Annotated in this window: 14 protein-coding genes; 10 read left to right on the top strand and 4 right to left on the bottom strand. The window is 64.5% G+C overall.

Annotation, left to right across the window (positions count from 1 at the left end; all coding sequences use genetic code 11):
• The first annotated feature begins 86 nt into the window (after window positions 1–86).
• The 5 genes from bhcA to VJ897_RS10150 all read left to right on the top strand — a co-directional run bounded on the left by bhcA (window position 87) and on the right by VJ897_RS10150 (window position 5,509).
• Window positions 87–1,277, top strand: a complete 1,191-nt coding sequence (bhcA, locus tag VJ897_RS10130) for an L-aspartate--glyoxylate aminotransferase BhcA (RefSeq protein WP_324055490.1) — start codon at window positions 87–89, stop codon at window positions 1,275–1,277.
• On the top strand, window positions 1,277–2,263 hold the full coding sequence (gene bhcB / locus VJ897_RS10135; protein WP_324055506.1) for a beta-hydroxyaspartate dehydratase BhcB: 987 nt from the start codon (window positions 1,277–1,279) through the stop codon (window positions 2,261–2,263). Before bhcA ends, bhcB begins: the two co-directional genes overlap by 1 nt.
• Window positions 2,260–3,423 carry a 3-hydroxy-D-aspartate aldolase BhcC gene (gene bhcC / locus VJ897_RS10140; RefSeq protein ID WP_324055491.1) on the top strand — a complete coding sequence of 388 codons (1,164 nt, stop codon included), beginning with the start codon at window positions 2,260–2,262 and terminating at the stop codon, window positions 3,421–3,423. The genes bhcB and bhcC overlap by 4 nt, the downstream gene beginning before the upstream one ends.
• 23 nt (window positions 3,424–3,446) lie before the next feature.
• A complete protein-coding gene (gene bhcD / locus VJ897_RS10145) occupies window positions 3,447–4,412 on the top strand; it encodes an iminosuccinate reductase BhcD (protein ID WP_324055492.1) in 966 nt (321 codons plus the stop codon).
• A gap of 95 nt (window positions 4,413–4,507) precedes the next feature.
• Window positions 4,508–5,509 (top strand): type I glyceraldehyde-3-phosphate dehydrogenase, encoded by a 1,002-nt coding sequence (locus VJ897_RS10150; protein WP_324055493.1) that lies wholly within the window; start codon window positions 4,508–4,510, stop codon window positions 5,507–5,509.
• 54 nt (window positions 5,510–5,563) lie between these two features.
• Here VJ897_RS10150 and VJ897_RS10155 read toward each other — a convergent pair whose 3' ends face one another.
• The 3 genes from VJ897_RS10155 to puuE are packed head-to-tail and all read right to left on the bottom strand — an operon-like array spanning window position 5,564 to window position 8,936.
• Window positions 5,564–6,988, bottom strand: a complete 1,425-nt coding sequence (locus VJ897_RS10155; RefSeq protein WP_324055494.1) for a uracil-xanthine permease family protein — start codon at window positions 6,986–6,988, stop codon at window positions 5,564–5,566.
• Between the two features lie 50 nt (window positions 6,989–7,038).
• Window positions 7,039–7,527, bottom strand: coding sequence for an ureidoglycolate lyase (locus VJ897_RS10160; protein ID WP_324055495.1), 489 nt, complete (start codon window positions 7,525–7,527; stop codon window positions 7,039–7,041).
• Window positions 7,524–8,936: an allantoinase PuuE gene (gene puuE / locus VJ897_RS10165; RefSeq protein WP_324055496.1), complete on the bottom strand. Its 1,413-nt coding sequence runs from the start codon at window positions 8,934–8,936 to the stop codon at window positions 7,524–7,526. Before puuE ends, VJ897_RS10160 begins: the two co-directional genes overlap by 4 nt.
• A 146-nt stretch (window positions 8,937–9,082) precedes the next feature.
• On the opposite strand from puuE, the gene uraH reads away from it, so the two are divergent.
• Window positions 9,083–9,433: a hydroxyisourate hydrolase gene (gene uraH, locus VJ897_RS10170; RefSeq protein WP_324055497.1), complete on the top strand. Its 351-nt coding sequence runs from the start codon at window positions 9,083–9,085 to the stop codon at window positions 9,431–9,433.
• A 27-nt stretch (window positions 9,434–9,460) separates the two neighbouring features.
• On the opposite strand, the gene VJ897_RS10175 is transcribed toward uraH, so the two are convergent.
• Window positions 9,461–10,369: a LysR family transcriptional regulator gene (locus tag VJ897_RS10175; RefSeq protein WP_324055498.1), complete on the bottom strand. Its 909-nt coding sequence runs from the start codon at window positions 10,367–10,369 to the stop codon at window positions 9,461–9,463.
• Between the two features lie 100 nt (window positions 10,370–10,469).
• Here VJ897_RS10175 and VJ897_RS10180 point away from each other — a divergent pair, with 100 nt between their 5' ends.
• The 4 genes from VJ897_RS10180 to VJ897_RS10195 form a co-directional block, all read left to right on the top strand.
• A complete protein-coding gene (locus tag VJ897_RS10180; RefSeq protein WP_324055499.1) occupies window positions 10,470–11,705 on the top strand; it encodes a urate hydroxylase PuuD in 1,236 nt (411 codons plus the stop codon).
• 72 nt (window positions 11,706–11,777) lie between these two features.
• Window positions 11,778–12,578 (top strand): phytanoyl-CoA dioxygenase family protein, encoded by an 801-nt coding sequence (locus VJ897_RS10185; RefSeq protein ID WP_324055500.1) that lies wholly within the window; start codon window positions 11,778–11,780, stop codon window positions 12,576–12,578.
• 3 nt (window positions 12,579–12,581) lie between these two features.
• On the top strand, window positions 12,582–13,601 hold the full coding sequence (locus VJ897_RS10190; protein ID WP_324055501.1) for a GlxA family transcriptional regulator: 1,020 nt from the start codon (window positions 12,582–12,584) through the stop codon (window positions 13,599–13,601).
• A 526-nt stretch (window positions 13,602–14,127) separates the two neighbouring features.
• On the top strand, window positions 14,128–15,336 hold a 1,209-nt coding region (locus VJ897_RS10195), incomplete at its 3' end, for a tyrosine-type recombinase/integrase (protein WP_324055502.1).

Consider the following 15,336-nt stretch of genomic DNA (forward strand, 5'->3'; position numbering starts at 1 on the left):
AAAATGTTTTGAAAAATAATTTCAAAAAAGTTTTCTCGCGTCGCAGCTCCCCCTAGATTGCCCCGAGCACCGCAAAGGACATGCCCATGAGATTTCAGAATCCGGCCTTCATTCCCGGCCCGACCAACATCCCCGAAAACCTGCGCAAGGCCTGCGACATGCCGACGATCGATCACCGTTCGCCGCTGTTCGGGCAGATTCTGACCCCGGCGCGTGAAGGCGTGCGGAAGGTTCTACAAAGCGACAGCGCCGAGGTTTTCATCTTTCCCGCGACCGGCACCGGCGGCTGGGAGACCGCGCTGACCAACACGCTCTCGTCCGGTGACAGGGTGCTGGTGGCGCGCAACGGGATGTTCAGCCATCGCTGGATCGACATGTGTCAACGCCACGGGCTGGACGTGCAGGTCGTTGAGGTCCCTTGGGGCAACGGCATCCCGGCAGACCGCTACGAAGAGATCCTGACCGCCGATACCGGCCACACGATCAAGGCAGTGCTGGCCACCCATAACGAGACCGCGACCGGCGTGCGCTCTGACATCGGCGCGATCCGCAGCGCGATGGACGCTGCCGGGCATCCGGCGCTGCTGTTGGTTGACGGGGTGTCCTCGATCGGGTCGATGGAGTTCCGCTTTGATGACTGGGGTGTGGATGTGGCCGTGACAGGCTCGCAAAAGGGGTTCATGCTGCCCGCTGGCCTCGCCATCACCGGGTTCAGCGCCAGGGCCATGGCCGCAACTGAGGCCGCCACCCTGCCCCGCACCTTCTTCGACGTGCAGGACATGGCGCGCGGATACGAGAACAACGCCTATCCCTACACCCACGCCGTGGGCCTGATGAACGGGCTGAACGAATCCTGCAAGATGCTGCTGGACGAGGGGCTGGAAAACGTGTTTGCCCGCCACCACCGCATCGCCGAGGGCGTGCGCGCCGCCGTGCGCGCCTGGGGACTGGAGCTTTGCGCGAGCGACCCGTCGGTCCAGTCCGACACGGTCAGCGCCATCCGCACGCCCGAAGGCTTCAACGCCACCGATATCGTCACCCATGCGGCCGACAGATACGGCGTGGCCTTCGGCGTGGGCCTGGGCGAGGTCGCGGGCAAGGTGTTCCGCATCGGGCACCTGGGGTCGCTGACCGACGTGATGACCCTGTCGGGCATCGCCACGGCCGAGATGTGCATGGCCGACCTGGGGCTCGAGATCACGTTGGGGTCCGGGGTCGCGGGGGCGCAGGATTACTACCGCCGGCATCCGGCCAGGTCCCGCGAGGCCGCCGCATGATGAAGGACACGATCATGGATATCCCCACCTACGACGACATGCTGGCCGCCCATGACCGGATTGCCCTGCATGTCCGGCGCACCCCGGTGCGCGTATCCGATCACCTGAATGACCTGACCGGCGCGCAGATGTTCTTCAAATGCGAGAACTTCCAGGAACCCGGTGCCTTCAAGGCACGCGGGGCCGCCAACGCGGTTTTCGGCCTCGACGCGGCACAGGCGGAACGCGGCGTGGCCACCCACAGCTCGGGCAATCATGCCTCCTGCCTGTCCTATGCGGCCATGCGCCGGGGCATTCCCTGCAACGTGGTCATGCCGCACACCGCCCCGCAGGCCAAGAAGGACACGGTTGCCCGCTATGGCGGCAAGATCACCGAATGCGATCCCTCGACCACCGCCCGCGAAGCCACCTTTGTCCGGGTGCAGGCCGAAACCGGCGGCGATTTCGTCCATCCCTACAACGACCCCCGCGTGATCGCGGGCCAGGGCACCTGTTCGCGCGAATTCATGGAACAGACTGACGGGCTGGACGTGGTCGCCGCCCCGATCGGCGGCGGCGGCATGATCTCGGGCACCTGTCTGACGCTATCGACGCTGGCGCCGGAGACCCAGGTGATCGCCGCCGAGCCGGACCAGGCCGATGATGCCTATCGCAGTTTGCAGGCCGGTTACATCATCGCCGATGACGCCCCCGAAACCATCGCGGACGGGCTGAAGGTACCGCTCAAGGACCTGACCTGGCATTTCGTGTCGAACCACGTGTCCGAGATATTCACCGCCTCGGAGCAAGAGATCGTGGCCTCGATGAAGCTCGCCTGGAAACACCTGCGCATCGTGCTGGAACCCTCCAGCGCCGTGCCGCTGGCCTGCGTGCTGAAAAACCCGGGCACATTTGCCGGCAAACGGGTCGGCATCATCGTCACCGGCGGCAACGTGGACCTGGACAGACTGCCCTGGGTGCAGGGCGGACAAGGAGACGACAGATGAACGACGCGATCAATCTCGACGCCTACGAGGTCGGTTTCGACATTCCTGCCAAGCCGGGGATGGAGGAGGCCGATATCCAGACCCCGACGCTGGTGCTGGACCTCGATGCGCTGGAACGCAATATCAAGAAGATGGGCGACTACGCCAAGGCCCACGGCATGCGCCACCGCACCCATGGCAAGATGCACAAATCGGTGGACGTGCAGACCCTGCAGCAAGAGCTGGGCGGCGCCTGCGGGGTCTGTTGCCAGAAGGTCAGCGAGGCCGAGGTATTCGCCCGTGGCGGTATCACCGATATCCTGGTGTCCAACCAGGTGCGCGACCCGGCCAAGATCGACCGGCTGGCGCGGCTGCCGGGGCTGGGCGCACGCACCATTGTCTGTGTCGATGACATCGCCAACGTGGACGAATTGTCGGCGGCGGCGGACCGGCACGGCACTCAGATCGAAGGCCTGGTCGAGATCGACTGCGGCGCGGGGCGCTGCGGCGTGACCACCACGGCACAGGTGATCGAGATCGCCAAGGCGATCGACGCGGCGCCGGGACTGAAATTCGCCGGTATCCAGGCCTACCAGGGCGCGATGCAGCACCTCGACAGCTACGCCGACCGCAAGGCCAGGATCGACGTTGCCGTGGCGATGGTGCGCGACGCGGTGGAGGGGCTGAAGGCCGAGGGGCTGGATTGCGACATCGTCGGCGGCGGCGGAACCGGATCCTACTATTTCGAGTCCAATTCGGGCGTCTTCAACGAGCTTCAGTGCGGCTCTTACGCCTTCATGGATGCCGATTACGGCCGCATCCTGGACAAGGACGGCAACCGCATCGACCAGGGCGAATGGGAAAACGCCTTCTTCATACTGACCAGCGTGATGAGCCATGCCAAGCCCGACAAGGCCATCGTCGATGCGGGGCTCAAGGCGCAATCGGTCGATAGCGGCCTGCCCGTGGCCTTTGGCCGCGATGACATCGAATACGTCAAATGCTCGGACGAGCATGGCGTGGTGGCCGACCCCGACGGGGTGCTGCGCATCAATGACAAGCTGCGGCTTGTGCCGGGCCATTGCGACCCCACCGCCAATCTCCATGACTGGTACGTGGGCCTGCGCGGCGGCAAGGTCGAATGCGTCTGGCCGGTCTCGGCCCGCGGGCGCGTCTACTGAGCCCTCACAGGAAAGGTGCCACGATGCTGATCGTTCCGGAAAACGAGATCGCCGGTCTCATGACCCGGCAAGCGGCGTTCGACGCGGTCGAGGCGGTGTTCGCGGCCATGGCTGCGGGCGCAGCCTACAACTTTCCCGTGGTGCGCGAGGCGATCGGCCACGAAGACGCGCTTTACGGCTTCAAGGGCGGGTTCGACCGGAGCGGCGCGACCCTGGGGCTGAAGGCCGGGGGTTACTGGCCGCACAACATGGAAAAGCGCGGGCTGATCAACCACCAATCCACGGTCTTCCTGTTCGACCCTGATACCGGCAAGCCCCGCGCCATGGTCGGCGGTAACCTGTTGACCGCGCTGCGCACCGCTGCGGCCTCGGCGGTATCGATAAAGCACCTGGCCCGCGGGGATGCAAAGGTCTTGGGCATGATCGGCGCAGGCCACCAGGCGGCCTTCCAGTTGCGTGCGGCGCTGGAGCAGCGCGGCTTCGAGAAGGTCATCGGTTGGAATCGGGACCCGACGAAACTGTCGACCCTCGCGACGGTCGCGGAGGAGGCCGGCCTGCCCTTCGAGGCCGTGACACTCGACGCCATGGCCGACGCCGACGTGATCGTCTCGATCACATCATCTTTTGACGCGATCCTCGGCGCGCACCAGGTCAGCCCCGGCACGCATGTTGCCTGCATGGGCACGGACACGCGCGGCAAGCAGGAAGTTGACCCGGTGCTTCTTGCCCGGGCGACGGTCTTCACCGACGAAGTGGCGCAATCCACCAGCATCGGCGAGGCACAGCACGCGGTCGCTCGGGGTCTGATCGCAGAGGCCGACATCCGCCAGCTTGGCGCGGTGATCAACGGCACGCAACCCCGGCGCAGTTCGACGGATGAAATCACGCTCTTCGATGGCACCGGCGTCGGTCTGCAAGACCTCGCAGTCGCCGTCGCCGTGGTCCGCCTGGCCGTCGACGAGGGGGTCGCGATCGAGGTTGATTTCTAGGGCTTGGCCCGTTGCGCCGCTTTCCGCTATCCACCGTTTGCCGGTCGCACCTCGGGCGCAGCCGGTTTTCTTGTCCCGTCAGGAGGGCCCTGCCCATGTCCCGCCCTATCCGCGTCTTCATAAACGGCTTCGGCCGCATCGGGCGCAGCCTGTTCCGCCAGATCATGACGACTCCGGCCGGCGCGGGTTTCGAGATCGCGGGCGTGAACGACATCGCCCCACTCGAGACCTGCGCCTACCTGCTGCGCTACGACAGCGTTTATGGCCCCTTTCCGCAAACGATCGAGGCCGGCCAGAGCTGGATCCAGGCACATGAGACGCGCCTGCCTTTCCACAATGAACCCGACCTGCGGACCCTTGATCTGGGGGACGTGGACATTGTTCTGGAATGCACTGGCCGCGCCAAGGACCGCACGACCGCCGAGGCCGCGCTGGCCGCCGGGGCCGACAGGGTTCTGATTTCCGGGCCCTCGCCCGCCGCCGACGCCACCGTGGTGCTGGGGGCAAACGAAGACAGGTTGGGGGCGACGCGCATTGTCTCGAACGCCTCATGCACCACGAATGCCATCGCGCCGCTCTTGCGGGCGCTGGACGGGGCCTTCGGGATCGCGCGGGCCCATGTAACCACGGTGCATTGTTATACCGGCAGTCAGCCCACCGTGGATCAGCCCGGGCCCAACCTTGAGCGCAGCCGGGCTGCGGCAGTCTCGATGGTTCCCACCACCACCAGCGCCATGGACCAGGTCACGCAGGTCCTGCCCGGCTTTCGCGACCGGTTGAGCGTGACGGCGGTTCGGGTGCCGGCGATTTCGGTTTCCGCGGTGGATGCCGTCTTGCAATTGAAGAACCCGCCGGTTGGCGACCTTCACGGGGCGATGGCCGAGTCCCTGGCGGACCGGACCCTCTTCGGGCTGACGCAAGACCCCTGCGTGTCCACCGATTTCCGGGGCCGGACGGAATCGCTGGTGCTGGCCCTGCCGGAAACCCGGGTCACACCGGGCGGGCAGCTGCGGATGCTGGGGTGGTATGACAACGAATGGGGCTTTTCGGCGCGGATGCTGGACATGGCAACCCGCATGGCCCCCCTCTTGCCGTGAGACAGGCGGCGTGCGAAGCACGCCGCCTGTCCCGATCGCAGGCTTGACCGCCCCCTAGTTGCGTTCCTCCCCGGCAAAGGACCCCGCGCCGCGACCGGTCATGCCGCCCGAGACCTCTTCGGTGGATTCGTCGGTCAGGTCGACCGGTAGCGCCAGGTTCAGGATGATCGCGATCAGTGCCGCGGGCAGGATACCACTGGTCGCCAGCACCTTGAGCGTCTCTGGAAGGTATTGCAGCGCCCCCGGCTCCAGTTGCAGGCCAAGGCCCAGGGACAGCGCAATCGCGAAGATCACCATGTTGCGGCGGTTCCAGGTCACGTCCGACAGCATCGAGATACCGGCAGCGACCACCATGCCGAACATGACGATGACACCCCCGCCCAGAACCTCGATGGGCACTGACGAGACGACCGCACCCACCTTCGGTACAAGCCCGCACAGGATCAGGAAGATCGCCCCGATGGTCACGACGTGACGGCTCATGACCCCGGTCATGGCAATGAGACCGACATTCTGACTGAACGAGGTATTGGGCAGCGCACCAAACAGGCCGGACACGGCGGTGCCGATCCCGTCCGCGTAGGTCGCGCCCTGGATTTCCTTGTCAGTGGCTTCACGACCCGCGCCACCCTTGGTGATGCCAGACACGTCACCCACGGTTTCAATGGCGGACACGAATGACATCAGGCAGAAGCCGATGACGGCGGCGACCGAGAATTCCAGCCCGAAATGTAGCGGGCTGGGTAGCGCGAAGGGTTCCGCCGTGGCGACATTGCCAAAGCTGACTTCGCCCAGGACGTAGGCTAGGGCATAGCCCACAAGCAGGCCAACCAGAACCGCAGAGACAGACAACATCCCGCGGGCGAAGAATTTCAGCCCCAAGGTTACCAAGATCACCGTTCCGGCCATCAGCCAGTTCAACCCGGAGCCGTATTCATCGGTTCCGATGGCCGGAACACCCCCGGCGGCATACTGGATGCCCACCTGAACCAGCGCCAGGCCGATCATGGTCACGACCAGCCCGGTGACCAGCGGCGGCAGGGCAAAGCGAAAGCGGCCAATGAATAGCCCGAGGAAAGCATGGAACAGACCGCCCACGAAAACGCCGCCCATCAGAACGGCAATGGCCTCGACGCCCTTGCCCGCGACCAGCGGGATCATGATCGGAATGAAAGCGAAACTGGTGCCCTGCACGATGGGTAGGCGCGCGCCCGCCGGGCCGATACCGATGGTCTGTATCAGCGTGGCGATGCCTGCAAAGAACATCGACATCTGGATCATGTAGATCATCTGCGGAAAGTCGGGCGAGTCCGACCCGTAGCCGAAGCCGGCGGCCCCGCAGACGATGATCGCGGGCGTGACGTTCGACACGAACATCGCCAGCACGTGCTGGATGCCCAGCGGCACCGCCTTGGCGATGGGGGGCGTGTAGTTGGGATCGCGCAGCTGGCCCGGCGTCCCGATGGTTCCGTCTGACATGGGTCTTGTCCCTCTCTGTTGATGCAGGCCCGGTTGATCCGGGCCCTTTGTTATGTGTCGGTGATTTCGATTGGCCGATCGAACCAGTGCTCCTCCAGGTTCGGCCCATCCCCGATACGGTCGATCACCGCGAACAGGCCCGGTTCTGCCAGCGGGGTCAGGACGCCGTGCCAGACCCCGCGGTGGTAGTTCACGCCCTGACCGGGCATGGTGATGAAGGCCAGAGGCTGGCCGGGCCGGCCGCCCGCGTCGGGAGCGACGATCACAAGGAAGGGGTCCATTTTCATCGGTATGAAGGCCTGGCTCCCCTCGGGGTGGCGTTCCATCATGTCGAGTTGATATGGAATCCTGCGCGGCTTGGCCTGGAACAGGCTGATCCCCGCGCGGCCCCCGGCGAAGTCCATGGTCGCGCGGTCGTGGTAGCGCCCGCAAAATCCCTGATTGATGATCTTGTCCGGCGCGCCTGCCGCTTCCAGCACGTCGCCGAAAGGGGCAAAAGCCTCGCCGGTCAGGGGTTGCAGGCAGATGCGGTCGGTCATCCGCCCAGCTTCTCGATCAGGCGCAACTCGGCGATGCGCTCGACCTGGCGACAGGCCTCGGCAAACTCGGCCTCGCGGTCATTTTCAAGCCGCGTCTTGAATGCCGCCATGATCGACGCCTTGTCGTGATCGCGCACGGCGATGATGAAGGGAAACCCGAACCTGGCGGTGTAGGAATCGTTCAACTCGGTGAAGGCGGCGCGTTCTTCATCGGTGAGCGCATCAAGCCCGGCGCTGGCCTGTTCGGCGGTCGATTCATCGGTCAGCCGTTTGGCAGAAGCCAGCTTGCCGGCAAGGTCGGGGTGGGCAGTCAGCACGCCAAGCCGCTTGTCCACGGGGGCGGCACGGAACACGCGGGCAAGCGCGTTATGCACCCCCGCGGCGCTGTCATGGGCCGGCCCGAGCTCCAGCTCCCAGGCGCCTTCGGCGATCCAGGGGCTGTGCTCGAAGATGCCGCCGAACTGGTCCACGAACTCTGCCTTTTCCATCTGCGAGGGGCGCGGCAGGGCCATCGGCGGGTGCTCCTTCGCCCAGTGATCGGCGATCTGTTCACGGGTGGCGAACCAGACCCCGTCATGCTTGCGGAAATGGTCCAGGACGCGGGCCAGCGCGGCGGCGCGGCCGGGGCGCCCGATCAGTCGGCAATGCAGCCCGATGGACAGGATTTTCGGCGCACCCGCCTGCCCTTCGGCATAGAGGTAGTCAAAACTGTCCTTGAGGTAGCTTTCGAACTGGGCGCCATTGGTGAACCCGGCCTGGATGGCAAAGCGCATGTCGTTGCAATCCATGGTGTAGGGCACGATCAGTTGGTCCTTGCCTCCGGCCGTGATCCAGTAGGGCAAGTCGTCGGCATAGCTGTCGGCAATATAGGCGAAATCGCCCTCTTCGGCGGCCAGGTCGATGGTATGCATGGAACAGCGCCCGGTATACCAGCCGCGCGGGGGCCGGCCCGTCACTTCGGTGTGCAGGCGGATCGCCTCGCGGATCTGGGCGCGTTCCTCGTCGGCGTTCATGTCCTTGTGCTCGACCCATTTCAGCCCGTGGCTGGCAATCTCCCAGCTTGCGTCCTGCATCGCTGCCACCTGGTCGGGCGCGCGGGCCAAGGCCGTGGCCACGCCGTAAACGGTGATCGGCGTATCCTTGAGCAGACGGTGGACGCGCCAGAACCCGGCGCGGCTGCCGTATTCATAGATCGACTCCATGTTCCAGTGGCGCTGGCCGGGCCAGGGCTGCGCGCCCGTGATCTCGGACAGGAACGCCTCGGAGGCCGCATCGCCGTGCAGCACGTTGTTTTCGCCACCCTCTTCGTAGTTGAGGACGATCTGAACGGCGATCTTCGCCCCGCCGGGCCAGTGGGGCTTTGGCGGGGTGGCCCCGTGGCCCGTCATGTCGCGTGGATAGCGTGCCATGGCTGGCTCCTTTCGTTTTGCCGATGCATATACGAGAAAATACCAGATGCTTTTCAAAAGTTCCAAAAAGGACCCTTCGGCTTGCCCCGCTTCGCGCGGCGGGCCAGAACGGGGCGGAAATGTGACATCTTTGGAAAGGTCCCGCCATGACCGGATACCTGACGACCCATGTTCTCGACACCGCCCGCGGCTGTCCGGCCGAGGGGCTGAAGATCGAGCTTTTCCGCCTCGACGGCCACCGCCGACTATTGAAAACGCTCGTAACAAATGACGATGGGAGAACGGACGAACAGATCCTGCCGACCGAGGCCTTCGAAACCGGAGAATACGAACTGGTCTTCCATGCCGGCGCCTATCTGGATTCGATCGGCGCACCGGCGGAAAGCCCCCGATTCCTGGACGTGATCCCGATCCGTTTCGGCATGTCGGCGCCATCGCATTACCACGTGCCGCTGCTGCTTTCGCCGTTTGGCTATTCGACCTATCGGGGAAGCTGAGGCCAGGCGGGCCGCCTGCGTCGCCGCCTATCCGCCCGTTACCGCCTTGCCGATCCGTTCGATCATGAATTCCATGAACAGCCGCGTCTTGGGGTCCTGCCGCCGTCGGTGCGTGAACAGGCAGGCCATCTGGATCGGCTCTGGCGGGGTCTGTTCCGCGACGGGCACCAGACGGCCCGCTTTCAGGTGCTCGGCGATCTCGAAAACAGGCTTCATGGCGACGCCCTGCCCGGCCAGCGCCCAGTCGGTCAGCACGTCGCCGTCATCACATTCGTAGCGCCCCGAAACGCGAAACCGTCGCGGCCCCTCGGGCGTCGACAGGCGCCACTGGAACTCGGTCGCGCCCGGGAACCGCAGGGACAGGCATTCATGCCCCTTCTCCACCAGGTCGTCGCCGGTCGCGGGCATGCCCCGCCGGGCGATATAGTCCGGCGCAGCGCAAAGCACCCTGTCCACGTCGGCGATCTTGCGTATGCGCAGGTTGCTGTCCTCCGGCTGGCCCAGGAAGAAGGCCAGGTCCAGCCCCTCGGTCGTCAGGTCCACCTTGCGGTCCGTCAAGCGCAACCGGACGCTGACCTCGGGATAGTCGGCCAGGAACGCCGGCACCTGCGGCGCGATCAACCGCCGTCCGACGCCGAGCGGCGCGGCGACATAGAGAGACCCACGCAGGTTCTCGGTGATGTTGACGATCTGCGCCTCGGCGCTTTCCACGGCCTCCAGGATCTCTGTGGCCCCGCGATAGAAGGACTGGCCCTGTTCCGTGGGTGTCAGGCTGCGGGTCGTGCGCTGGAACAGGCGCACGCCAAGGTGTTCCTCCAACTGCGAAATCCGCGACGAGGTGACGGCCGGGGAAATGCGCAAATCCCGGCCCGCGGCGGACATGCTGCCCAACTCGTAGACACGGACGAATGTTCGGATATTGTCGAGATAGGACATTATTTTGTATTTTTTGATGGTGCTTGGACTTTCCCGGCAATAGCAGAATAAACTAGGGTCGCCTAGTCTGCTTGCCACGTCGAACCCTCAGGAGGCCCGCATGTACGACCTGGCAATCATCTGGGACTGGATCGCCTTTTCGGTGCGCTGGCTGCATGTCATCACCGCGATGGCCTGGATCGGGGCCTCGTTCTACTTCATCGCGCTGGACCTGATGCTGAGACCCGCCCCGGACATGCCCGAGGGCGCCAGTGGCGAGGAATGGGAGGTCCACGGTGGCGGCTTCTACCACACCACGAAATACATGGTCGCCCCGGCGCGGCTGCCCGAGCACTTGACCTGGCACAAATGGCAAAGCTACTGGACCTGGCTGTCCGGTGCGGCGCTTCTGATGATCGTCTACTGGGTCGGAGGAGAGTTGTTCCTGCTTGATCCGACAAAGGCCGAGCTGGCGCTTTGGCAGGGCATCATCATTTCCGGCGGGTCGCTGACGATCGGCTGGATCGCCTATGACCAACTGTGCAAGTCGCGGCTGGGCGACAATCCCACCGCGCTGATGCTGATCCTCTTCGCGATCCTTGTGGTCATGGCATGGGGCTATGACCAGGTCTTCACGGGGCGCGCGGCGCTTCTGCACCTAGGCGCCTTCACCGCCACGATCATGACCGCCAACGTCTTTTTCCAGATCATGCCGAACCAGCGCATCGTGGTGGCCGACCTCAAGGCCGGGCGCACGCCGGACGCGAAATACGGCAAGATCGCCAAGCTGCGTTCGACGCACAACAACTACCTAACGCTGCCGGTGGTCTTCCTGATGCTGTCGAATCACTACCCGCTGGCCTTCGCGACCCAATACAACTGGCTGATCGCCAGCCTGATCTTCCTGACCGGGGTGACGATCCGTCACTATTTCAACACCATGCACAAGACCGGGAAGGGTCCGCACTGGACCTGGTTCGTGACCGTCCTGCTGATGATCATGATCGCCTGGTTGTCCACCTACCGCGACGGCGAAACCTGGCAAGAGGCCGAGGCCCGCGACCTGACCCAGGCCGAGCAACAGTTCGCCGCCGCCGAGGGGTTCGAGGATGCCTATTTCGCCGTGGTGGGCAATTGTTCCATGTGCCATGCGCGCGAGCCGGCCTGGGGCAACATGCACTGGGCACCCAATGGCGTCTACCTTGAAACCCGCGGCGACGTGGCCCGCCACGCGGGGCAGATCTACCTGCAGGCCGGGGTGAGCCACGCCATGCCCCCGCCCAATGCCATCCAGATGGATGACCAGGCACGGCAGACGATCATCGCCTGGGTGCGCGAGGCCCGCGACGGTGACTGAGCGGCGGGGTCTTGTCCCGCCTGAGCATTTACATGCTATGTCATCGCCAAAGGCCAACCGGGAGACGCCCACGTGACCCACCCACTGCTGACACAAGACGATATCGCCACCTATCAGCGTGACGGCGTCACCTTGGTGCGCGGGCTGTTCCGAGACCAGGTCGATCTGCTGCGCGCCGGCGTGGCGCGCAACATGGCCGAACCTGGTCCCCATGCCGCCGAGAACCTGAAAGAGGGCGAGGCCGGGCGCTTTTTCGACGACTATTGCAACTGGGCCCGGATCACGGAATTCAAACAGGCCATTGACGAGTCGCCCGTGGCCGATGTGGCCGCCGACCTGATGCGGTCCGACAGGGTGCAGCTGTTTCACGATCACGTGCTGGTCAAGGAACCGGGCACGTCGAAACCCACGCCTTGGCATCAGGACGGCCCTTATTACTTCGTTGAGGGCAAGCAGACCGTCAGTTTCTGGTCACCGCTGGACCCGGTGCGCGAAGCCACCCTGCGCTGCGTGGCCGGATCGCACCTCTGGGACAGGCCCGTGCTGCCCACCCGCTGGATGGCCGAGACAAGCTTCTACCCCAACGAGGCGGACTACATGCCCGTCCCCGACCCGGATGCCGAGAGCATGGTGATCCGCGAATTCGCGTTGGAGCCGGGCGATGCGGTGGCCTTCCACTTCATGGTGCTGCACGGGGCGCGCGGCAACACCCGCAAGGACCGCAGGCGGGCCTTCTCTCTGCGCCTTGTCGGCGACGATGCGCGCTACACGCCGCGCCCCGGCCCCACATCTCCGCCCTTTCCGGGCCACGAGATGAGCGAGGGTCAGCGCCTGCGCGAGGACTGGTTCCCGGTGCTGCTGGACAGGGGCTAGGCAATGACGATCCGGCAGGCGCCTGAACGCATGGCCCATGTGCCCGCGGGGGCCTTCACCTATCCGATCGACAGCCCCCTGCCAACGCGCTGGTTCGGCTTCCTGCTGCTGCGGGAATTCACCCTGCTGGCGTTCAGTTCGGCACTGGACCCGCTTCGCGTGGCCAACCAGCTTGCACAGAGGCCGCTTTATGGCTGGGTCGTACTGTCGGACGACGGGCAGCCCGTCTCGGCGTCATCAGGGGTGGAGATCGGCGTGCATGGCGGCCTTGCGGCCCTGGATGACGAACTGGAGCTTTTCGTCTGCTCAGGAAACCGGGGCACCGAGGTCGCCTCGCCCGCGGTTCTGGCCGCCATTCGCAAGCACGCCCGCTTTGGCGCGCCGGTCGGCGGCATCTGCACCGGCGCCATGACCCTGGCCCGCGCCGGGCTGCTCGACGACAAGCGATTCACCCTTCATTGGGAAAACCAGCCCGGCTTTCGCGAAGCCTTTCCGGACCTGACCCCCAGCCTGACTCGACACGAATATGACGGGCGCCTCCGCACCTGTAGCGGCGGCTCGGCCGCGACCGAGATGATGCTGTCGATCATAACCGAGGACTATGGCGAGGCCTTTGCCGTCGCCGTGGCCGACATGTGCCTGAACGACCCCAACCAGCGGCCGGGCCGCGAGCAACGTTCGTCGATCGCGCAGGCCATCGACAGCCGCAACCCGAAGCTGCTGCATGTCCTGCGCGCCATGTATACCAATATCGATGAGCCGCTGACCCTTGAAGAACTGGCCGAGGGCGCCGGGGTATCGCGCCGCCAGATGGAGCGGCAGTTCACCAGCACCTTGGGCGAGCCACCGGCCGCGATCTACCGCAACATCCGACTGGACCGGGCGCATTCCCTGTTGGCCGAAACGGACATGAGCGTGATGGAAGTCGCGACAGCGGCTGGGTTCAACTCGGTCTCGGTCCTGTCACGGCACTTCAAGCGGCGTTTTGGCACGACCCCCTTCGGCAAGCGCAGAAAACCGTGACCCCCATGCGCCGCGGCGGGCTGTCGAAGATGCGGCTGCGACCGTCGGTGCCTCAGAAACAAACGTCCGCCCCCCCCGGTTGTCGTTGGGCTGATAGTATTCCAGTTGCGGCAACACATCCAGCAACCCAGAGGGTTACGGGCAGCGCCCGAGCGGCGCGATGTTCGGATCCCTGACCCCCGAAAGAACCTAACCGCCCCCACGCCACGGCCGCAGGGACAAGATGCAGGATCAGACAAGCATTCGAGCTGCGGACAGAAAAAGAAATGCTCCACAACGCAGAATCGCTGCCGAATGCAGGGTCCTGGATGCAATGCTGACGATAGCACTTATGGCGGGAAAAATTTCCCGATTAGAAAAATGATTGAAAATCAAATTATTACTTTGGAAAGTGGCGGACCGAGGAACCGCCATCATTCCATCCAGGGAAATCCGCAGAAGTTTCGCAAAGTCCTGTGCTTATTGCATATAATCCTCTTTCCTTGCCCAATATGTTCCGGCATGATCCGAGCCAGTCCACGTATTGGTGGGGGATTTTTGGGGGGATAATTTGTCAGGTGAGAATATACGCAAGCCCGAGCGTGCGCTTTCCGCTCGGTTCGTGGAAACCGTCACCAAGCCGGGCAAGTATTTCGACGGCCAGGGCCTGTTCTTGAGGGTCGCGAGTAACGGCGCCCGGCAGTGGGTGCAGCGGATCACCATTCGCGGCAAGCGACGCGAGCTGGGCTTGGGCAGTCCGCCGGCAGTGACGCTCGCGGTAGCGCGCAAGAAGGCGCTTGAAAACCGTGGCTCGGCCATGCTGGGCGGTGACCCACTTGCCGAAAAGCGAGAGGCGAGAGAGGTGCTGACATTTTCAGACGCGATCGAGACTTACCTTGCGGCCAAGTTGTCCGAGTTCCGAAACGAAAAGCATCGCAAGCAGTGGCGCGCGACGCTCGAAACCCACGCCGTGCCGGTCATCGGCCGCAAGCAAGTGTCCGAGATAGAAACGCAGGACGTCCTGCGCGTTCTGGAACCGATCTGGCACAGCAAGACGGAAACGGCCAAACGGCTACGTGGCCGTCTCGAGAATGTTCTGTCATGGGCGACGGTCGCCGGGCATCGCAGTGGCGAAAACCCGGCGCGCTGGAAGGGCAATTTGTCGGAGATCCTGCCCAACCCCGCGAAGGTGGCGAAGAGCACGAACCAACCCGCCCTCGCCCTCGCGGACGTCCAACAATGGTGGGCGGACCTCGGGACGCGCGATGGAATGGGCGCGGCCGCTTTGCAGTTCCTGGCGCTCACGGCGGCGCGGTCCGGCGAAGTGCGCGGTGCCACTTGGGACGAATTCAATCTCGCGTCGTCGGTCTGGAACATCCCTGCAGAGCGCATGAAGAACGGGCGTCCACACCGGGTGCCGCTTGCACAGGAGGCCATGGCGCTGCTTGAGCATCTGCCACGTCTTGATGGCAACCCTTTGGTTTTCTTTGCGCCTCGCGGCGGGCAGCTTAGCGACATGTCGATTTCCGGCGTCATGCGCCGAATGCAGGAGTCCGAGGTGCAGGCTGGCCGGCCCGGTTATCTCGATCCGTCCAGCAAGCGGCAGGCCGTGCCGCACGGGTTGCGCTCGACGTTCCGCCAATGGACCGCCGAACAGGGCTATCCCCGCGACATGGCCGAAATCGCTTTGGCGCACTTCATCGGCAGCGACGTTGAACGCACCTATCAACGCTCGGACATGCTCGAACGCCGGCGC

The organism is Salibaculum sp. (assembly GCF_035270045.1).
In the GTDB taxonomy this organism is placed as follows: Bacteria; Pseudomonadota; Alphaproteobacteria; order Rhodobacterales; family Rhodobacteraceae; genus Salibaculum.